The following is a 20,657-nucleotide window of genomic DNA, read 5'->3' on the forward strand; positions in this document are numbered from 1 at the left end:
TGTTCTCCTTTGAAGCAAATGTATTTTCGCCTTCCTTCTATGATACATAACTTTGGGACAAAACTTAAGCGGCTTTGTGATATTTCAGGTCCTGTCCGAATAGATTGAATCTAGAAAGTCTGTCCAGCTTATCAGCAATCGCGGCACAAAAATATAATAACGGGCAGCCATCCTACGCACAACCGACGGAAACGGACTATCTGACCGGGAGGGAATTGGGGAGAATGGAACAAGCACACTGGCACCAATTAAGCAATGAACAGCTTTCAACAAGTCTGGAAGTCGACCCGAAGCAGGGTCTTTCGGAGGAACAGCTTGCGGAACGAAGAGAAAGGTCAGGATGGAATGAGCTGAGCGAGGGGAAGCGAGTTTCGGCAATCTTGCTGCTGCTCAACCAGTTCAAGGATTTTATGATGCTCGTATTGATGGGAGCGACCCTGATATCCGGCCTGCTTGGCGAATATTTGGACGCGATTACCATTATTGCTATTGTTGTACTGAATGGAATTCTCGGCTTTGTACAGGAATTCAGAGCTGAGCGTTCATTGCGAGCTTTGAGACAACTGTCGGCTCCAACCGCCAAAGTGTTGCGGGGCGGCAAACGAATTCAAGTTCAGGCCAGAGAGCTGGTTCCGGGTGATATTGTGCTGCTGGAAAGTGGTGATCGCATTCCTGCAGATGTAAGGTGGTTGAGTACGAACGGCTGTGATGTAGAGGAGTCTGCCCTGACGGGGGAATCAGTTCCGGTGAGTAAGCATTGCCGCCCTATTCATGCCGCCGAAGTACCACTCGGGGATCAAAAAAACATCGGTTTTATGGGCACGATGATGACCAGAGGAACCGCACAAGGAATGGTTATACGTACAGGTATGAGTACCGAAATGGGTAAGATCGCAGACTTGATTGAAAATACGGAGTCGCAGGAGACACCGTTGCAGCACAGATTGGAGCAATTGGGCAAAATCTTGATTATCGTAGCGTTGGCGCTAACGGTGCTCGTTGTCGTAGCAGGCATTTTACATGGACAGCCAGCCATGAGCATGTTCTTGGCCGGAGTGAGCTTGGCTGTGGCGGCTATACCGGAAGGATTGCCGGCTATTGTGACGATTGCGCTCGCATTGGGTGTGCAGCGTATGATTAAACGAAAGGCGATTGTGCGTAAGCTGCCTTCTGTTGAAACGCTCGGCTGTGCATCTATCATTTGTTCCGACAAAACGGGCACCCTGACCCAAAATAAAATGACAGTCACCAAGCTATGGCTGGACGGTCGCTTCTGGGTAGTTACGGGAGAGGGCTACGACCCACACGGGCATATTATGGATAGAGACCTTCCTGCTGATCTTAAAAACGGACAATCTCTGCGTAGACTGCTACAAGCCAGTGTACTTTGCAACAATGCTGAAATTGTTCAAGCTGATACAGAGGAGTTGCGTTCGAAAAAGAAGACCAAAGAGCCGACGCCGTCCGCCGTTTGGGAGCTGAAGGGTGACCCGACGGAAGGAGCACTGGTCACGTTAGCTGCCAAGGGCGGGGTCACGAGACAAGGGCTATATGAGCTGTACACAAGGGAGCGAGAATTCCCTTTTGACTCGGATCGGAAGCGAATGTCGGTACTCGTACGCCACCAGGGAGGACACATCGTCTTTGCCAAAGGTGCGCCGGATGTGCTGCTGGGTCAGTGCTCCTACATTTTATGGGAAGGAAATGTCGTTCCGTTAACGGGCACGCTGCGCCAAAAGGTACTGGCAGCTAACGAAGGAATGGCCTCAGAGGCGCTGCGTGTACTTGGTGTCGCTTACCGTGATATCCGCTCGCATGAGCGTGTCTCCACGGTTGAGGAGGCTGAAGCACAGCTGATCTTTATCGGGCTGACAGGCATGATTGATCCGCCACGTCGCGAGGTTCGCGAAGCCATTGGCAAGTGCCGTCGTGCTGGCATTCGCACTGTGATGATTACCGGAGATCACGGTACAACTGCAGAAGCCATAGCACAGCAGTTGGGCATTCTTCAGCGCGGATCCCATGTGTTGACAGGACAGGAATTGTCTGTGATGGATGATGCGGCGCTGGACAAAGCTGTTGATACCGTCTCTGTGTATGCACGGGTTTCGCCGGAGCACAAGCTACGGATCGTCAAGTCACTGCAAAGACGCGGACATGTCGTAGCCATGACCGGTGATGGCGTCAATGACGCTCCGGCGATAAAGGCGTCGGACATCGGTATTGCGATGGGCATTACCGGGACGGACGTGACCAAAGAAGCGGCTGCGCTTGTACTGAGTGATGATAATTTCTCAACGATTGTAGCCGCAATTGAGGAAGGACGGAATATTTACGAGAATATCCGTAAATTTATCCGTTATCTACTCGCCTCCAATGTTGGTGAGATTTTGACGATGTTCTTTGCCATGATGGCCGGGCTGCCATTACCTTTGTTACCGATCCAGATTTTATGGGTGAATCTGGTGACAGATGGCCTACCAGCGATGGCTCTGGGGGTGGACCAGCCAGAAAAGGATCTCATGGAGCACAAACCTCGTGGCGCAAAGGAAAATATTTTTGCTCGTCGACTGGGCTGGAAAATCATTAGTCGTGGCTTGTTGATTGGTTTATGTACGCTAGCGGCCTTCTGGCTGACATTACGTATTGCACCGGATGACGCAGGACAATTGATCAAAGCACAGTCCGTTGCCTTTGCTACGCTAGTTCTGGCACAGTTAATTCATGTATTTGATTGCCGTAGTTCCCGTTCTATTTTCCATCGTAATCCGTTTCAAAATAGTTATCTCGTGCTTGCCGTGCTCTCTTCCGTAGTGTTAATGCTGCTGGTTATGTATGTGCCTGTGCTGCAACCTATTTTCAAAACGGTACCGCTTGGATTGCGTGAGTGGGCGCTATCCATTGTGGCAGCTGGGATTCCTACGTTTCTTATGGGAGCGGGAAGTGTATGGGGCGGTCGACGCAACCGTCGTCGCGGCGGAAATACACACTTTTCAGCGGGACGTACGAAGTTTTCAGCCTAGAAATCAGGTCATGTATACCGCATCGCTTTCCCACTATTGCCCTGTATGATATCATGGGATCAAAGCTTCATGAGGAACATGATATCAGCAGCAACGGCGGAGGTAAGCTATGGAATTCACAAAAATGAACGGTCTAGGTAATGATTTTATCGTTTGGTTTGGGCATCAGGATTTGCCGTCTGACGCCTCGGAATTAGCTGTTCGGCTATGTGATCGACATTTTGGTATTGGTGCCGATGGGTTGGTATATATATTGCCGTCAGAAAAAGCGGATTTCTGCATGCGTATCATTAACTCGGACGGCTCGGAGGCCGAGCAATGCGGTAATGCTATCCGTTGTGCTGCTAAATACGTATATGACCGTAAGCACATCAACCGTGAACAGATCACGATCGAGACACTGGGTGCAGGGGTACAGCAGGTCGAACTAACTGTAGAGAACGGACTTGTTCGTATGGTGAAGGTGGATATGGGAGAGCCGATTCTTGAGGGTTTGAAGATTCCAACTACACTGGATCTGTCTAGCGTAATTAATGAGCCCATTGAAGCTGGCGGAAGTGGTTTTCGTTTTACGGCTGTATCTATGGGGAATCCGCACTGTGTCATTTATGTGGAGGATGCGCCAAGCTTTGATCTGGAAGCCTGGGGGTCGAAGCTGGAATGCCATCCGCTGTTCCCTAAAAAGACAAATGTTGAGTTCGCCACGGTACGTAGCCGGAAGCATATAGATATGAGAGTATGGGAGAGGGGAGCCGGACCAACGCTAGCTTGTGGAACCGGAGCCTGTGCTACACTTGTTGCTTCTGTACTAAATGGATACAGCGACCGTCACGCCATTGTAAGCCTGAAGGGCGGCGACCTGGATATCGAATGGAGCGAGGACGATAATCACATATATATGACGGGCCCGGCTGAGATCGTGTACGAAGGTCGTCTGTTCTAAATCATGTGAACTTTAAAAATAGCGTGCAACTGGCCTATGAATCGTATAGAAGTGAGTGAAAAGAGGACCTTAGTAGGTCTTCTTTTTTTGGACTTACATGCCACTGTATACAAGGAATACGATGAACAAAGCAACATTCTGTCTTTTTTTGGCGCCTGAACGATGTATAATATAGAAAATGAGAAAACAATAAGGAGGCCGTTCATAGTGCGGAAATTTCGTTGGATTTCAGCAGTTGCAGTCCTCATATTTGTAGCCACCGCGCTTCCGGTTCAGGCGGCGACCATCCCTGCTGGCGCGGAAACGACGGACAAGCAGGTTGGCTCGCTAACTCCGACAGTGGTAAGCCGTTTAGAAAAAGCGGTGCAAGAACTCATCGGTTCAAAGACAGCATTTCAATTTGACGATGTGACAGATATGGGGAAAACTTGGATTGTAGAAGGCGAACTGGAAGATGGAACTGCTACGTTGCAGACAGAATATAATAAAGAAAAAAACAGAGTGGATTCTACAACCATACGATATAAAATAAGCAGCTTAGGAAAGGCGATGAACGCGCCACTCAAGACGAAAGTGCTAAACAGCGCCAAAGCGTTTGACAGCAAGCGTCCTTTGCAATTTGAAGCATTCTGGCGGGTCAAATCCCCTTATCAGTCCAACAAGCCTTCAAATTACTGGGTATTTTGGGGCGCAGGAGAACAAGCTTCCTCGTTGTATGTGGATGTGGATCGAGGTAACGCTATTACCATCAACGCGGACTATGCGCTGAAGCAGGTGGACCCTTTGTTACTGAACCGTGCAATGAACACATTTAAGCGTGTGAGTGGACAGCGAATCAAGGTACAGCACGCTTCACGGTACAAGGACGAGACGAAGGGACTTTCATATTGGTCGTTCGAGGATGCAAACGAGGCGAGCGAGGTCAAAATTAGCGCGGTAACCGGTAAAGTGCTGGCCGTATCCACCTATGGGGTGGACTGGAATGATGACGCAGATTTCAAAAAAACATTTGCAAGCCCGAAATATACTGCCTCAGAAGCTTTGAAGCTAGTCAAGCCCAAGGCTCAAATGTTGTTTAATATCAATGTGTCGGGCTATAAAGTGAAAGTTCAAGGGAATCAATATACGTTCTCGAAGCAGCAAAAGGGAACGGATTCTATTGTGGCTAAAGTGAATAAAAAAGGGACTTTTTACGCTTACTCTCTTCATTCTTCTGATGAGAAAATGCCATGAAAATGTAGTAGGAAATAGAAAAGATAAATCAAGTCGTTTCACTCCTGATATCATTTTGTCGGGGAGTGGGGCGGCTTTTTTTGTTTTTGGCTTATGTTTATAGTCTCTTTATGTTACATTAGTATGAAAATAAAGAGCGGGGTGGAGCAGAGGACATGAAACCGGATTTGCGTACTGTGCTGAATCGTGAAATTATTGTCGGAGACGGCGCAATGGGGACTTTTTTATATCAGCTAGGATTTCCAGTAAATACGTCTTTCGAAGAACTGAACATCACTTCGCCTGACGTTATATCAGACGTGCATGGTCAATATTTAAGTGCAGGAGCTCGATTGCTGGAGACTAATACATTTTCTGCAAATGATTATAAGTTAGCCCGTTTTGGACTGGAATCTAAGGTAGAAGAGATCAATCGTGCCGGTGTGAGAATTGCCAGAGCTGCGGCCGGACCTGAACATTATGTGGTAGGTGCGGTGGGTTCCATATGTGGGGGCAAACGGCTTAACATATCAAAGCTGGAGCTGGCAAGAAACTATGAGCAGCAAATTGATGCCCTTCTCTCCGAAGGAGTCGACGGCATTCTGTGCGAAACGTTTTATTCACTGGATGAAATACGCATTGCGCTTCACAGTGTACGTAAATACAGTGACATTCCGGTAATTTGTCAGTTTGCAGTTGATCAGGTTGGTCGTACCCAGGATGGTTTTTTAGTTGCGGAAGCTTTTTCGGTGCTGCGTAATGAGGGGGCAGACATCCTTGGATTTAACTGTCACTCGGGTCCGCAGGGAATTATGAGTGTAATGGAGCAGCTGGATGGCCCTTTGTCTGTACCGCTGTCCGTATATCCGAATGCGGGACTAGCAGATTATGTGGACGGTCACTATGTATACGGTGCATCACCTGAGTATTTTGGGGAATGTGCCAAGTCCTTTGTAGACCTGGGGACGAGGCTGCTCGGTGGTTGCTGCGGAACTACACCGGACCATATTGCAGCTATCTCAAAAGCTTTGAACCGTTTGCAACCGCCTCCGCTGGCTTCAAAAGAAGCTCTGTCGAAAGAGTCCTTTCAAGTGGCGGAGCAGATTGCAGATGAAGGGGAACGAGGAAATGGCAGACATACCAGCGAGCCCAACATTGTGGATCTGGTTAAGGAACGACATACGGTCATTGTAGAACTGGATCCTCCGCGCGATCTGGACATTACGAGGTTTATGCAAGGTGCTCATGCGTTGAAGAAAGCCGGGGCCGACGCACTTACACTGGCTGACAACTCGCTTGCAGTTACTCGTATGAGCAACATGGCGCTTGGACATTTGGTCAGTATTGAAACAGGTTTGCGCCCATTAATTCATATAGCTTGTCGTGATCGCAATCTGATTGGTACTCAATCCCACATGATGGGTTTTGACGCGCTCGGTATTGACCATGTACTGGCGGTTACTGGCGATCCGGCGCGGTTTGGTGATTTGCCAGGCGCCAGTTCGGTGTATGATATGACCTCTTTTGAAATCATACGCATGATCAAGCAATTAAATGATGGTGTTGCATTTTCCGGTAAGCCACTGAAGCAGAAGGCTAATTTTGTGGTAGGTGCCGCATTTAATCCTAACGTCAAGCATTTGGGTAAAGCCGTGCAGCGATTAGAGAAGAAAATTGCCTCCGGAGCTGATTATGTTATGACTCAGCCCGTTTACGACCACGAGCTCATTGCAGCCATCGCGGAAGCGACACGACATTTGGAAGTACCGATTTTTATCGGTATTATGCCGCTGGCTAGTGGGCGCAATGCAGAATACTTGCACAATGAAGTGCCAGGCATTCAGTTATCCGATGAGGTACGTGCACGTATGTCTGGTCTTGAGGGTCCGGAAGGACGAGCAATGGGCGTGTCTATTGCCAAGGAGTTACTCGATACGGCAATGGAACATTTTAATGGTATCTATTTTATGACTCCATTTATGTTCTATGAAATGACAGCTGAATTGACTTCTTACGTATGGCAAAAATCAGGCCGCGTACAGGCCCCCTTGTTTCGACTATAATAATCAATTACAATAGTATAATGGATGTGATGCCGATGTCATTGAGTATGACCGGATACGGTCAAGCCATCCTTCATTATGAGGGCTATAAAGTGCGCTTGGAATTGAAATCGGTGAATCACCGCTATTGCGAAGTGATGATGAGAATTCCGCGCGAATGGACTCGTTACGAAGATGGCTTGAGAAGAACGGTTCAACAGCAGATTAAACGCGGTCGTATCGATGTCTTCATCCACAGAGAACGTGATGAAGAACAGATGCCCGCCGCGCGGTTGAATGACACTGTGGTGCAGGCTTACCTGCATGCAGCGGAGCAGCTGGCGGATCGTTATGGAGTGAAAGGAACGTTAGGGATAAGCGATATTCTTGCTTTGCCTGACGTTCTGGGTGAGCCTGGAGAGGCTTGCCATGGAGACGAAGAGGACTGGGAAGAGCAACTACAGCGAGCTTTGAATGAAGCTTTGCAAGGTTTACTGGAGATGAGAAGGCGAGAAGGCGGGCATTTGGCGCAAGATGTGGAATCCCGTATTTTACGGCTGGAATCCCTGCATCATGAAATGACGGTGCTGGCTCCTCATGTTGTGAGCGACTACCGTAACAGGCTGAAACACAGGCTTAAAGAGCTTCAGGACGGTTCATTTACGCTTGATGAACATAAGTTCGGAATGGAGATTGCGTTATTCGCGGATCGCAGCAATATTGATGAGGAACTTACCCGGCTTCAAAGTCACTTTGGACAGTGCAAGGGATTGCTGCTGTCAGACGAGCCGGCCGGTCGCAAATTAGATTTTTTAATCCAGGAAATGAACAGGGAAGTCAACACGATCGGCTCCAAGGCTAATCATCTCACATTGGTTAATTTGGTCGTTGAGATGAAAGCAGAGCTCGAGAAAATTCGTGAGCAGGCTGCAAATATTGAGTAGCTACCTGGTAGCGGCACGGCTGCAAGAGTCACATGTATAGGGGGAAAGACCTGAATATGGCAATCAAATTGATCAATATTGGTTTCGGCAATATCGTGTCGGCCAACCGAATTATCTCCATCGTCAGTCCGGAGTCTGCTCCGATCAAGCGGATTATACAGGAAGCCAGGGACCGTCATATGCTAATTGATGCTACCTATGGCCGCCGGACGCGGGCTGTTATTATTACAGACAGTGATCATGTAATCCTGTCTGCGGTGCAGCCGGAGACGGTCGCTCATCGCCTATCCACTAAAGATGATGACAATGACGAATAAAAATGGAGTGTACTATGGCTAAGGGATTATTATTTGTAATATCCGGACCTTCGGGTGTCGGTAAAGGGACGGTAGGCAACGCATTGCGTGATAAGCTACCAGAGATAACATACTCCGTTTCTGCTACAACTCGAACACCTCGTTCAGGCGAACAGGATGGAGTGACCTATTTTTTTAAAACGCGTGAAGAATTTTTGGGTATGATTGAACGAGATGAAATGCTGGAGTATGCTGAGTATGTAGGGAACTATTATGGTACTCCACGTGATTTTGTAGATCAGACGCTTGCGCAGGGAAAAGATATTTTTCTGGAGATTGAAGTTCAGGGAGCGCTAAAGGTTAAAGAAAAATTTCCAGAAGGCATATTCATCTTTCTGCTTCCGCCTTCGCTAGACGAATTAAAGGATAGAATCCGGGGACGGGGCACAGAAACTCAAGCGACCATAGACCACCGTATGTCGGTAGCTGTGGATGAAATGAATTTGTTGCGTCACTATGATTATGCGGTCGTCAATGATGAGATTGATTTCGCTTGTAAACGAATAGAATCCATTATTATCGCCGAACATTGTAAGGTTCATCCTTAAACGAGGGCTTTACATATGCCAAGCGTACCTAAAGAGAAATAATACTGTATAAGCTGAGGTTGAAGGTGTACACTGGAGTTCAGCTTATACAGTCCCAAAACTACATGAAGAGGTGTCTATTCGTGCTGTATCCTTCCATTGATGAAATGATGAAAAAGGCAGATAGTAAGTATTCGTTGGTTGTAGCGGCTTCACGTCGTGCCAGACAGTTGCGCGAGGGTGAAAAGACGACTCTCAAGAATCCTAAATCCCACAAACAGGTTGGAGTGGCGTTGGAAGAGATTTACGCGGATCATCTGCGTCTTGAAAGCGGCGAAGACGAGTAAGAATTATACACAACTATTATAACCGGGCGCAATGCCAATTCCTTTGACAACCGCAAGGTTGTTATTTTTTTAGGTCAGGGGGAGTTAACGATGTTGAAGGGAAAAGTTATTATTCTTGGTATAACTGGCGGAATTGCTGCTTACAAAGGGGCTGCGCTGTGCAGTAGGTTGACGCAAAAGGGAGCCGAGGTTCATGTGATTATGACGGCCTCTGCCAAGGAGTTTATTACCGAACTTACGTTGCAGTCGCTCTCTCGTAATCCGGTGTACAGTGACACATTTGATGAAAGAGAGCCGTCAGTCGTATCCCATATTCATCTGGCGGATGCGGCTGATTTGGTGCTTGTTGCTCCTGCAACTGCGAATATTATCGGGAAAATGGCGCATGGTCTTGCTGATGATATGCTGTCTACAACGCTGCTGGCTACAACAGCGCCTATTATGGTGGCCCCTGCGATGAACGTACATATGTACACTCATCCGGCAGTCATGCAAAATATGGAGACGCTTGTATCACGTGGCGTGAAGATGATTGAGCCTGGTGAAGGATTACTGGCTTGCGGTTACGTTGGCAAAGGACGTTTGGAAGAGCCGGACACAATTGTGCAAACCATAGAGCGCTTTTTTGATCAGCAAGCTCAGGAACAAAAAACCAACATCAAGTCTGAACCACGATGGTTTGGTGGCGAATCTATGGAGGCTCAAGTGCCTGAGTCACTTGTGAATGAGAATGAATCGGTGCTTTCAGGCAAAAAAGTCATTGTAACGGCTGGAGGCACGATAGAGCGAATTGATCCAGTGCGTTATATCACAAATGATTCATCTGGCAAAATGGGCTTTGCCATTGCAAAAGTGGCTCAGGAGATGGGTGCAGAGGTGCACTTGATTGCTGCCAATACCAGCGCGGAACCGCCTGCTGGTATTATGCTTGAAAGAGTCCAGTCAGCTGAAGACATGTACGCCGCTGTATTAAAGCAATGGGAAACGAGCGATATGGTCGTTATGGCTGCTGCAGTTGCAGATTATCGACCACGTGAGATTGCACAGACCAAGATCAAGAAAAAAGATAGTGTATTTACGCTAGAGCTAGTGAAGAACGTCGATATTCTAGAATCACTCGGACAGAGTAAGAAACATCAATTTTTAATTGGCTTTGCAGCTGAAACCGAACATTTGGAGACGTATGCGATAGATAAATTAGAACGTAAAAATTGTGATTTGATCGCGGCAAACGATGTAACTGTGAATGGTGCTGGTTTTGGCGTCGATACGAATGCTGTTCAAATTTATGACCGAAGCGGGATCGTAGAGCGTATTCCTGTACAGTCAAAGGAAGAAGTTGCGCGTAAGTTGCTTACTATAGCCGCGGGACGCATGGGTGGGGTGCTGCATTAATGGAGACGGGCAATTTAGTTGCCAAGGTCATTGTCGATGTACCTGCCAAGGATACGGACCGCACCTTCGATTATCTGATACCAGACTCAATGAGACCTTGGATTGAGCCGGGTAGCCGGGTAGCTGTACCATTTGGCAAACGGACGGTGCAGGCTTTTGTCATCTCGGTAGTCCCAGCTGATGATCCACCGAAATACAGGATGAGAGCGATCCAGGAGTTGCTGGATTTGGTACCACCCTTATCTGGTGACCTAGTCGAACTGGGCAAATGGATGAGCGAACGTTATGCTTGTAATCAAATTATGGCACTGCAAGTGATGATTCCTACCGCGCTCAAGGGCAAGGCAGAACGTTATATCTCAATTGCCGAACAGCATGAGTTAACGCATCCACAGCGTACTATACAACCGAATCAGGGCGATGAACTCGAATGGGCACTTCTGACCGACGATGGTATGAGTGATCCGACGGAGCGTCGGATTGTTAGCTTCATTCAGGAGAAGGAGCAAGTCCCATTGCAGCAACTCAGTCGACATTTCCCTGAGGAAGCAGAGGTTATTAAATCACTGTTACGCCGGGGTGTGCTTCAGGAAAGTCAAGTTATTAAAGACAAACTTGGCAAAAAGACCATGAAATCCGTTGATCTGGCTATCGGCATAGACGAGGCATCAACGGCGCTGGAGCAATTTTCTACCAAAGCGCAGCGTCAGCGGGAGGTACTTGCTTTTTTGCTGGAACGTAGCGAGTTTCTGCCTCTGTCGCTGAAGGAAGTCATGACCTCACTGAGTGTGTCTGCTGCAACGGTTAAGGCGCTGGAAGATAAGGGCTATGTGTTGCTGGAGGATGTCGAAGTGTTCCGCGACCCGTACCGGGGCAGACACTTCAAGCCTACAGAGCCACTCCCTCTCACAGTAGAGCAGCAGTCGGTATATGAACGGATTATTCGCCAGCTGGACACGCGTGAGCAAGGGGCTTATTTGTTGCATGGAGTCACAGGGAGCGGTAAGACGGAAATCTATCTGCAGACGATTCAGCGCTGTATCAAGCAGAATCGTCAGGCCATTGTGCTGGTACCTGAAATATCGTTAACCCCACAAATGGTTGAGCGTTTTAAAGGCCGGTTTGGCGATCAGGTAGCAGTGATGCACAGTAGGTTGTCCGGGGGGGAACGGTACGATGAGTGGCGCAAAATACGCGAAGGCCGTGTGAAAGTGGCGATTGGTGCTCGCTCGGCAGTATTTGCGCCTTTTCGTGAGTTAGGTCTTATTATTATGGATGAGGAGCACGAAACGTCCTACAAGCAGGAAGAGACACCTAAATACCATGCGCGTGATGTTGCCATTCGCAGAGCCCATCAGCATGGGGCTGTCGTTATTCTCGGCTCGGCAACACCGTCGCTGGAAAGCTACTATGCGGCTCGATCACAAAGCAACGACGAGTTTGCGCCGTTGCTGCTTGAAATGCCAACTCGCGCATTGGGGAACACGTTACCCGAAGTACATATCATGGATATGCGTGAGGAACTGCGTGCTGGTAACCGCTCTATGTTCAGCCGTGCGTTGCATAATGGAATTGCAGAGCGGTTAGAGCGTAAGGAGCAGACGGTACTACTGTTGAATCGGCGTGGGCACTCCACGTTCGTCATGTGCCGTAGCTGTGGCTATGTCGCGGGTTGTCCGCATTGTGATATTTCGCTTACGTATCATCAGCGGTCGAACAATTTACGTTGCCATTACTGTGGTTATTCCGAGCCCGTGCCTCAGACTTGCCCTGAGTGCGGTAGTGAGCATATTCGTTATTTCGGTACAGGTACCCAGCGAGTGGAAGAAGAGCTGGCGAAGCTATTCCCCGGTATACGTGTTGTTCGAATGGATGTTGATACAACGACAGAAAAAAATGCCCACGAAAAGCTTCTCAAGCAATTTCGTGATAAAAAAGCGGACGTGCTGCTCGGTACTCAAATGGTTGCCAAAGGCCTGGACTTTCCCGATGTGACACTGGTTGGTGTCATTACTGCGGATTCGGCTCTCAATTTACCGGATTTTCGGGCTGCGGAAAAGACATTTCAGCTGTTAACACAAGTAGCTGGACGGGCTGGGAGACATCAATTGCCGGGGGAAGTATTCGTACAATCCTATACTCCAGAGCATTATTCGGTGATTCACGCAAGTCGCCATGATTATGCTTCTTTTGTGAGGGAAGAATTGAAACACCGCCGCAATTTGCACTATCCACCATATTGTCGTCTTATTTTGGTGACCTTTTCTCATGAACAACTCCCGGTGCTGGTCCGACTGGCTGAGAATTATTCAGCAACACTACAGGGACGGGCCAGACAACGGGGCTGGTTCGGGAATATGGATCGTCTTACATCGGATGTACTCGACATTTTGGGGCCAGTAGCTTCACCCATTTCGAGAATCAAGAATAGATACCGATTTCAATGTATGATAAAATGGCGTGGAAATATCGATGCGATTAGTTTGGCTCAGCAAGTAGCTGATGAAATGGCCGAATCCGCACAGGCACAAAAGTTGCTGATTAGTCTGGATGTTGATCCGCAAATGCTTATGTAGAGTGTTGCCACAAAAGTTATTATCACAATTAATGCGGACAAGCCGTCCGTACATAGGATAATGTAGCAGTCGCGTGTGTGATGAATACAGTTAAGCCTAAATGAAACATAAAGAGGAAGGTGTTCTGTTGTCATGTCAATTAGAATTATAGTGTTGGAGCCGGATGACGTATTGCACAAAGTAGCAAAGGAAGTCACTAAAATTACGCCTAACGTGCAAAAGCTGCTCGACGATATGGCAGATACGATGTATGAAGCGGAGGGAGTAGGTCTTGCTGCTCCGCAAGTAGGTATTTTGAAGCGTCTCATTGTTGTAGATGCTGGAGATGAGCATGGATTGATTAAAATGATCAATCCAGAAATCGTAGCCGAAGAAGGGGAGGAATTGGGTCCTGAAGGCTGCCTGAGTATACCTGGGTTGAACGGGGATGTGCGTCGTGCCGAGAAGGTTACAGTCAAGGGACTGGACCGCGAGGGTAAGGCCATTACCATTACAGCGACAGGGTTGCTTTCTCGTGCTTTTCAGCATGAAATTGACCATTTAAATGGAATTTTATTCACGGATATTGCAGAAAAAGTATATGAGGTTGCGCTGGAACAGCCAGGACCGAACCGTCAGATAGGAGAGTGAGGTTCGATGACTCAAGACATTCGTATTATCTTTATGGGTACGCCTGAGTTTGCAGTGCCATCGCTGAACATGTTACTGGACAACGGTTATAACGTGGTTGGTGTGATTACACAGCCCGATAAGCCACAGGGACGAAAAAAAATATTGACGCCTACACCAGTCAAGGAAGCGGCAGAAAAACGCGGATTACCTGTACTGCAACCGACCCGCCTGCGCCAGCCAGAAGCGGTGGCTCAGGTGGCAGAGCTGCGTCCTGATCTGATCGTAACCGCAGCCTATGGGCAAATTTTGCCTAAGTCCGTACTAGACTTGCCTCGGTTCGGCTGTCTGAATGTGCATGGTTCGTTACTTCCCCGTTATCGGGGAGGTGCACCGATCCAGCGTGCGATTATTAACGGTGAGACCGTGACGGGTGTGACGCTGATGTATATGGCGGAAGGACTGGATACTGGCGATATGATATCGCGAGTTGAGGTTGCTATAGAGCCGGAGGATACCTCCGGTACGATTTTTGAGAAGTTAAGCGTAGCTGGAGCAAAGCTTTTGCAGGACGAGCTGCCTAAGTTGCTGGCAGGCCAATCAGACCGTACGCCGCAAAATGAGGACGAGGCTACCTATGCCCCTAACCTGAACCGCGACGATGAGCGTATTTCGTGGAGTGACAATGCACAGCAGATATACAACCGGATTCGCGGCCTTGTTCCTTTTTCCGGCGCGTTTACGCTTTGGGAGGGAAATGTTTTTAAAATATGGGCTGCTGAGCAGCCTTTCATAAATAATGAAGTGAGTGGCTCAAATGCCCCAGCACCCGGGACGGTTCTTCAATTGACCGCTCGTGGCATTGAGGTGCAGACAGGCGAAGGAACTCTCTGGCTGACTCAGGTTCAACCGGCTGGCAAAAAGGTTATGGATGCCGGAACCTTTGCACGCGGCGGACAGATGAAGCCAGGCATGGTGCTCGGATGAGCGGGAGTCACTCCCGCCAGGGAGGCCAAGGCAAGGGAGTGGGTGCCAGAACCGGCAAGACTCGCAATCAGACGGCGCGGGAAGTTGCACTTGATGTGTTGACCAGTGTGGAGCAAGAGGGTGCGTATAGCAATCTTGAGCTAAATCGTCGGCTTCAGCAGGCAGGTTTGTCTGCAAGTGATGCTGGTTTGGCGACGGAACTTGTATACGGTACAGTCGCACGCCGAAATACACTAGATTATTTTTTGAATAAATTTGTTCAAAAAGGAACGGCCAAGCTTCAGGCTTGGGTACGTTCGTTGCTGCGGATGAGTGTGTATCAGGTGGTGTATCTGGATCGAGTTCCGGATCATGCAGTCGTTAGTGAAGCGGTGACCATTGCCAAGCGGCGTGGGCATCAGGGGATTTCCGGTATGGTCAACGGCGTGCTCCGCAGCATGCTACGTGAGCCGGACAAGCTGCGTATTCCTGACGATTTGTCACCGGAGGAACGGATTTCATTAGAACATTCCCATCCACAGTGGCTGGTTAAGCGCTGGATTAAGCAATACGGTGCAGATACTGCTGAGGCTATCTGTCAGGCTAATAATGAACCCCCTGCGGTCAGCGTACGGGTGAATACGACAATGACCAGCCGTGATCATCTGCTGGACGAGATGCGCTCAAAAGGGATTGATGCTGTTCCTTCGGCAGTTAGTTCCTATGGGATTGTTGTTCGTAGCGGTGGAAATATGGCGCTTACCTCGTGGTATACGGACGGCTTGCTGTCCGTACAGGATGAAAGCTCCATGCTCGTTGCCGAAGCAGTCGCTCCTGAGCCTGGCATGCTGGTACTGGATTGCTGTGCCGCTCCAGGTGGCAAAACAGCTCATATGGCTGAGCTGATGAAGGATCACGGACGGATAGTTGCGAATGATCTGCATGCCCATAAGCATCAATTAATTCGTGAACAGGCTAATCGACTTGGCCTGGATGCCGTGGAAACAGTCACTGGTGATGCGCTAGAACTGAAGGAACGATATGCTCCAGCTTCTTTTGACCGTATTTTGCTGGATGCGCCATGCTCTGGCTTTGGAGTGATTCGTCGTAAACCGGACCTGCGTTGGAGCAAAACTGCGCAGGATGTTCGCGACATTACACAGCTTCAGCATGAGCTGCTGGATAGTGTGGCGGGACTGTTGAAGCCAGGTGGTATTCTGGTATACAGCACATGCACGATTGAACCGGGCGAAAATGAAGGACAATTGACTCAATTTTTAAGCGAACATCCAGAGTATGAATTGGCAGAGGGTCATTCCTTCCCGGACGTGAGCCGCGAAAAGGATAGTATACAGGGAGGCTCGGTACAGCTGTTACCGCAGCATTTCCACAGCGACGGATTTTATATCGCACGCCTGCGTCGGGTGAAATAGCGCGGAAGAGAATTCCAGACAGCTTTCCACCAGTAATTCCACATTCCGCCGGAACATTTCCGGCGGTTTTTTGCATGAAGACGAAAAATTTTTACCCCCTCAGGGATTTGTGCTAAAATAGGAAGAATGAAAAATACTATCTGCGATCAAACAGAACTTAATGAAGAAGGAACGGGTGCAAACATTGATGAAACCTTTTATATATGATTTAACTCTGGAGGAGCTTCAGGACTGGGCCAAGAACAATGGCGAGCCTGCTTTTCGTGGAGGACAAATTTTTGACTGGCTGTATGTGAAGCGAGTCAATGATTTCAGCGAGATGACGAATTTGTCCAAGGCGCTGAGAGAGAAGCTTGAGGAGCAATTTAGTTTTGTGACGCTTAGTGAAATTACAAAGTTGGAATCGAAGGACGGTACAGTAAAATTCCTGTTCGGTTTGCACGATGATCATGCCATTGAAACGGTCATTATGAGACACAATTACGGAAACAGCATTTGTGTAACGACTCAAGTGGGTTGCCGGATTGGTTGTACTTTCTGCGCTTCGACGCTCGGAGGCCTTAAACGGAACCTGACGGCTGGTGAAATTACTGCACAGGTGGTGCAGGCTCAGAAAATTTTGGATAAAACCAATGAACGAGTGAGTAGCATCGTGATTATGGGCTCGGGCGAGCCTTTTGAAAACTATGAAGCGACCATGACGTTTTTACGTACAATGGTTCATGAAAAAGGTCTGAACATTGGTCAACGTCATATCACAGTGTCGACCAGCGGTATTGTACCGAATATTTATAAATTTGCCGACGAGGATACCCAGATTAATCTGGCAATATCCATTCATGCGCCTAATGATGCGCTTCGTTCGAAGCTGATGCCTGTAAATCGGCGTTATCCCTTTAAGGATGTTATGGATTCTCTACGTTACTATCTTGCTAAGACGGGGCGGAGAATTTCGTTTGAATATGCCCTGATTGGTGGGGTAAACGATCAGGCAGAACATGCTGAAGAGCTAGCGGATGTGTTAAAGGACATGCTGTGTCACGTCAATTTGATTCCAGTCAATCATGTGCCTGAGCGCAAGTATGTACGCACATCACGCAGTGATATTTTTAATTTCCAACGTATTCTTGCCGAAAAAGGCGTCAATGTGACGATCCGGCGTGAACAGGGTCACGATATTGCCGCTGCTTGCGGTCAGTTGCGTGCAAAGCATATGGAGTTGGGGTGAAACCATTTGATCAAAACAGTTCATGTCAGCCATGTCGGACGTGTACGTTCGGTGAATGAGGATTCTGCCTGGATCAGGCACTTGGAGCAAGGCTATATCCTTGGGATTGTTGCCGATGGTATGGGGGGGCATTTGGCCGGTGATACGGCCAGCCGCCTTGCGGTAGAGACACTTGCCGCTGATTTGGCGACGCTGGAGAGCGGATTATCCGCACATTCTTTGACGGCGGCGCTCAGCGACGCTATTTTGCATGCCAATGAAGTCATCTTCCAGACGGCTGCACGCGATGAAAAGTATCATAATATGGGAACGACAGTTGTTGCGGTTTTATTAAACGACGCATCCGGAATTATCGGACATATCGGTGACAGTCGTGCCTATGTCATTTCCAAAGGAGCGGTACGTCAGCTTACAGAAGACCATACTTTGGTTAATGAGCTGTTCAAAAACGGTCAGATCAGTAAGGAAGAACGGGAGAACCATCCTCGTCGCAATGTACTGACACGGGCGCTGGGCACTGATTCCGAGGTGAAAGTGGATATTGACTCCATTGCGCTGGAAAAAGGCGATGTACTGTTACTGTGTAGCGACGGATTAAGCAATTTGGTAACGGAAGAACAAATCAGCAAAGTAGTAGGTGCCGCAGAGAATCCTTTGGAGGAGCGCGCGGATCGTCTGCTACATCTGGCGTTGCTTGCCGGAGGAGACGATAACATTACTGTAGCTTTGTTTGAATTGCCCGACGACACGGTTTCATTGAGTGAAAAGGGGTGTGACGCATGATCGGGCACCTGCTAGGGGGAAGATACGAAATTATTGAGCGTATCGGTGGCGGCGGTATGGCGCTGGTGTATAAGGCTCAAGACATTTTGCTGAATCGCAATGTCGCAGTTAAAGTGTTGCGCCAGCAATTTGTTCATGATGAGGAATTTATTCGCCGATTTCGGCGTGAGGCGCAGTCTGCGGCCTCGCTTTCGCATTCGAATGTGGTCAGTATTTATGATGTCGGCCAAGAGGATGAAATCCATTATATTGTAATGGAGTGCATAGAAGGTAAAAATTTGAATGAGATTATTAAAGAACGTGCACCATTGCAAGTGGATGAAGCAGTACGGATTGCTTCCCAGATTTGTGATGCGCTGGAGCATGCCCACCAAAATCAGATCATTCACCGAGACATTAAGCCTCATAATATATTAATTGGACGTAATGGACGGGTTAAGGTAACTGATTTTGGGATTGCTAGAGCTGTTACGTCAACGACCATTACCCAGACGGGTTCTGTTGTGGGTTCTGTTCATTATTTTTCACCTGAGCATGCAAAGGGTGTCGTCACCGGCGAAAAATCGGACTTATATTCTTTAGGTATTGTCTTATATCAAATGCTGACAGCGCAGCTCCCTTTCCTGGGAGAAAGTCCAATTAGTGTAGCGCTCAAGCACTTGCAAGAGGAATTTGAGGAACCACGTAAAATTAATCCGTTGATTCCGCAAAGTGTGGAAAATGTCATTCTAAAATCCATGCGCAAAAATCCAGAAGAGCGTTATCAATCGGCAGACGAAATGCTAAAAGATCTGGAAACCTGTTTGCTGCCGGGACGGCGTAATGAATCCAAGCTGGAGTTTACACATTTGGATGATGAGGATCAAACACGGGTTATTCCGGCTATTAAGCCTCAACAATTAGGGATGTCTTCTAGTGGCGATGATGTACCTGCTCAACCGCGTGAGTCTGAACAGCTTCCGAGCAAGCAATCGTCCAAAAATAATAGAAAAAAAGCGATCTTGTGGGTAACACTAGTGTTGGTGTTACTTCTGTGCATGGGCGGAGTGGTGTACTATGTGCAAAGTGTACTTGTCGTGCCTGAGGTAAAAGTACCAGGTGTATTGACACAAACAGAAGACCAAGCGAAGGTTAATCTTAGTAAAGCGGGATTACTCATTGAGGAGCCAATCCAGCATGAATACAAAGAGGGAATCGCGCCTGGAGTTGTATTTTATCAAAGCTATCCTGCAGATTCTTTAGTCAAGGAAGGAACCAAGATTAGTCTGAAAGTCGGGATTGCCAAGCCGCTCACCCCGATGCCGGATGTCAAAGGCCAAAGCTACGAGAATGCTGTTAAGCTGCTGACCGCCCAGCAAATTAAGGAGACGCAGATTCAGCAAAATGAGCAGTTCAGTGATCAGGCCGCGGGGACCGTCCTTAGTCAGACACCCGCTGCAAATGAGCCATTTGATAAGGACTCAGTCCAGGTTGTGCTCACAGTCAGCAAGGGCGCTGATACTGTGAAAATGCCAAGCCTGATAGGGAAGACGCAGAACCAAGCAGAAAATGAGGTTAAAAAGGCAGGGCTGAAGGTTGGCTCGATTAAAGAAGAATTTAGCTATGAGCAGGAAAAAGGAAGAGTAACCAAACAGTGGCCGTCAGAGGCAGGCAGTGAGTTGCCACCAAATACGGAAATTACGTTTTATGTAAGCACGGGTTACCCGCCAGAAGCGATTACACTACCATTTAATGTGCCTGTTGCGCCGAAGGAAGAGGGCAAAAACAGCAAAATTCGTATCACTTATACGGATGCGCGTGGAGAAAATCAGGAATGGGGAAGCCGTACGATTAATACGACACAGATGTTCACTATCAATCTGCTAATGGCTCCGAACAAAGACAGTGTTGTCTCAGTATTTAGAGATGGTGACTTTATTGATACGTATCCAGTCTCTTATATTGAGGCGAAAAATGGAACGGTGACGATGCCCCAAATTGCTCCGCCTGCTGGAACTTCACCAACGGATACACCTGATGGTACTTCCTCGCAGAATGGAAGTGGAAACGGCGAGGAAGGTGATAGCGGGGGATCTTCTAATGATACTGGCAATAGTGGAGGCGACTCGAACAATCAGGAGGGCACAGGAGGTAATGGTGACCCTTCCGCCTTTGTTCCTGGAACGAATTCCACGGGGAGTACGCGCAGTGAGTTGGCGGTTAGTCATAAAAACAACCCAGGCCACGCAAAGAAGGAAAAAGTGATTGAGGCTGTTCAGCATCAGTAAACTTGC

The 20,657-nt window shown here is 48.2% G+C and carries 16 protein-coding genes; all 16 read left to right on the plus strand.

The window, feature by feature from the left end:
• Positions 1-224 precede the first annotated feature (224 nt).
• Entirely contained in the window at positions 225-3,023 is a 2,799-nt protein-coding gene (locus MHB54_RS23470) for a calcium-translocating P-type ATPase, SERCA-type (RefSeq protein ID WP_068941507.1), read from the plus strand.
• Between the two features lie 109 nt (positions 3,024-3,132).
• On the plus strand, positions 3,133-3,966 hold the full coding sequence (gene dapF, locus MHB54_RS23475; RefSeq protein ID WP_023989311.1) for a diaminopimelate epimerase: 834 nt from the start codon (positions 3,133-3,135) through the stop codon (positions 3,964-3,966).
• 207 nt (positions 3,967-4,173) lie between these two features.
• A complete protein-coding gene (locus MHB54_RS23480) occupies positions 4,174-5,199 on the plus strand; it encodes a hypothetical protein (RefSeq protein WP_264453609.1) in 1,026 nt (341 codons plus the stop codon).
• 155 nt (positions 5,200-5,354) lie between these two features.
• On the plus strand, positions 5,355-7,241 hold the full coding sequence (locus tag MHB54_RS23485) for a bifunctional homocysteine S-methyltransferase/methylenetetrahydrofolate reductase (RefSeq protein WP_028540559.1): 1,887 nt from the start codon (positions 5,355-5,357) through the stop codon (positions 7,239-7,241).
• A gap of 35 nt (positions 7,242-7,276) precedes the next feature.
• Positions 7,277-8,164, plus strand: a complete 888-nt coding sequence (locus MHB54_RS23490; RefSeq protein ID WP_013310895.1) for a YicC/YloC family endoribonuclease — start codon at positions 7,277-7,279, stop codon at positions 8,162-8,164.
• 56 nt (positions 8,165-8,220) lie between these two features.
• Positions 8,221-8,481: an extracellular matrix/biofilm regulator RemA gene (gene remA / locus MHB54_RS23495; RefSeq protein ID WP_005548256.1), complete on the plus strand. Its 261-nt coding sequence runs from the start codon at positions 8,221-8,223 to the stop codon at positions 8,479-8,481.
• Positions 8,482-8,495: 14 nt separating this feature from the next.
• Positions 8,496-9,068 carry a guanylate kinase gene (gene gmk, locus MHB54_RS23500; protein WP_013310894.1) on the plus strand — a complete coding sequence of 191 codons (573 nt, stop codon included), beginning with the start codon at positions 8,496-8,498 and terminating at the stop codon, positions 9,066-9,068.
• A gap of 122 nt (positions 9,069-9,190) precedes the next feature.
• Positions 9,191-9,394: a DNA-directed RNA polymerase subunit omega gene (gene rpoZ / locus MHB54_RS23505; RefSeq protein WP_013310893.1), complete on the plus strand. Its 204-nt coding sequence runs from the start codon at positions 9,191-9,193 to the stop codon at positions 9,392-9,394.
• Between the two features lie 90 nt (positions 9,395-9,484).
• Positions 9,485-10,789 (plus strand): bifunctional phosphopantothenoylcysteine decarboxylase/phosphopantothenate--cysteine ligase CoaBC, encoded by a 1,305-nt coding sequence (coaBC, locus tag MHB54_RS23510; protein ID WP_023989307.1) that lies wholly within the window; start codon positions 9,485-9,487, stop codon positions 10,787-10,789.
• A complete protein-coding gene (gene priA / locus MHB54_RS23515) occupies positions 10,789-13,365 on the plus strand; it encodes a primosomal protein N' (RefSeq protein ID WP_264453611.1) in 2,577 nt (858 codons plus the stop codon). The genes coaBC and priA overlap by 1 nt, the downstream gene beginning before the upstream one ends.
• Before the next feature lie 132 nt (positions 13,366-13,497).
• The gene (gene def, locus MHB54_RS23520) at positions 13,498-13,995 is read left to right on the plus strand and encodes a peptide deformylase (protein ID WP_023989305.1); all 498 of its coding nucleotides are present in this window, start codon (positions 13,498-13,500) and stop codon (positions 13,993-13,995) included.
• 6 nt (positions 13,996-14,001) lie between these two features.
• Entirely contained in the window at positions 14,002-14,961 is a 960-nt protein-coding gene (gene fmt, locus MHB54_RS23525; protein WP_023989304.1) for a methionyl-tRNA formyltransferase, read from the plus strand.
• Positions 14,958-16,373, plus strand: coding sequence for a 16S rRNA (cytosine(967)-C(5))-methyltransferase RsmB (gene rsmB, locus MHB54_RS23530; protein ID WP_023989303.1), 1,416 nt, complete (start codon positions 14,958-14,960; stop codon positions 16,371-16,373). Before fmt ends, rsmB begins: the two co-directional genes overlap by 4 nt.
• Positions 16,374-16,560: 187 nt before the next feature.
• Entirely contained in the window at positions 16,561-17,601 is a 1,041-nt protein-coding gene (gene rlmN, locus MHB54_RS23535) for a 23S rRNA (adenine(2503)-C(2))-methyltransferase RlmN (protein WP_013310887.1), read from the plus strand.
• 6 nt (positions 17,602-17,607) lie between these two features.
• Positions 17,608-18,384 carry a Stp1/IreP family PP2C-type Ser/Thr phosphatase gene (locus MHB54_RS23540; protein ID WP_025723490.1) on the plus strand — a complete coding sequence of 259 codons (777 nt, stop codon included), beginning with the start codon at positions 17,608-17,610 and terminating at the stop codon, positions 18,382-18,384.
• On the plus strand, positions 18,381-20,651 hold the full coding sequence (pknB, locus tag MHB54_RS23545) for a Stk1 family PASTA domain-containing Ser/Thr kinase (RefSeq protein WP_028540564.1): 2,271 nt from the start codon (positions 18,381-18,383) through the stop codon (positions 20,649-20,651). The genes MHB54_RS23540 and pknB overlap by 4 nt, the downstream gene beginning before the upstream one ends.
• Positions 20,652-20,657: the final 6 nt, after the last annotated feature.

This window comes from Paenibacillus sp. FSL M7-0802, from assembly GCF_038004945.1.
Classification (GTDB): domain Bacteria; phylum Bacillota; class Bacilli; order Paenibacillales; family Paenibacillaceae; genus Paenibacillus; species Paenibacillus polymyxa_B.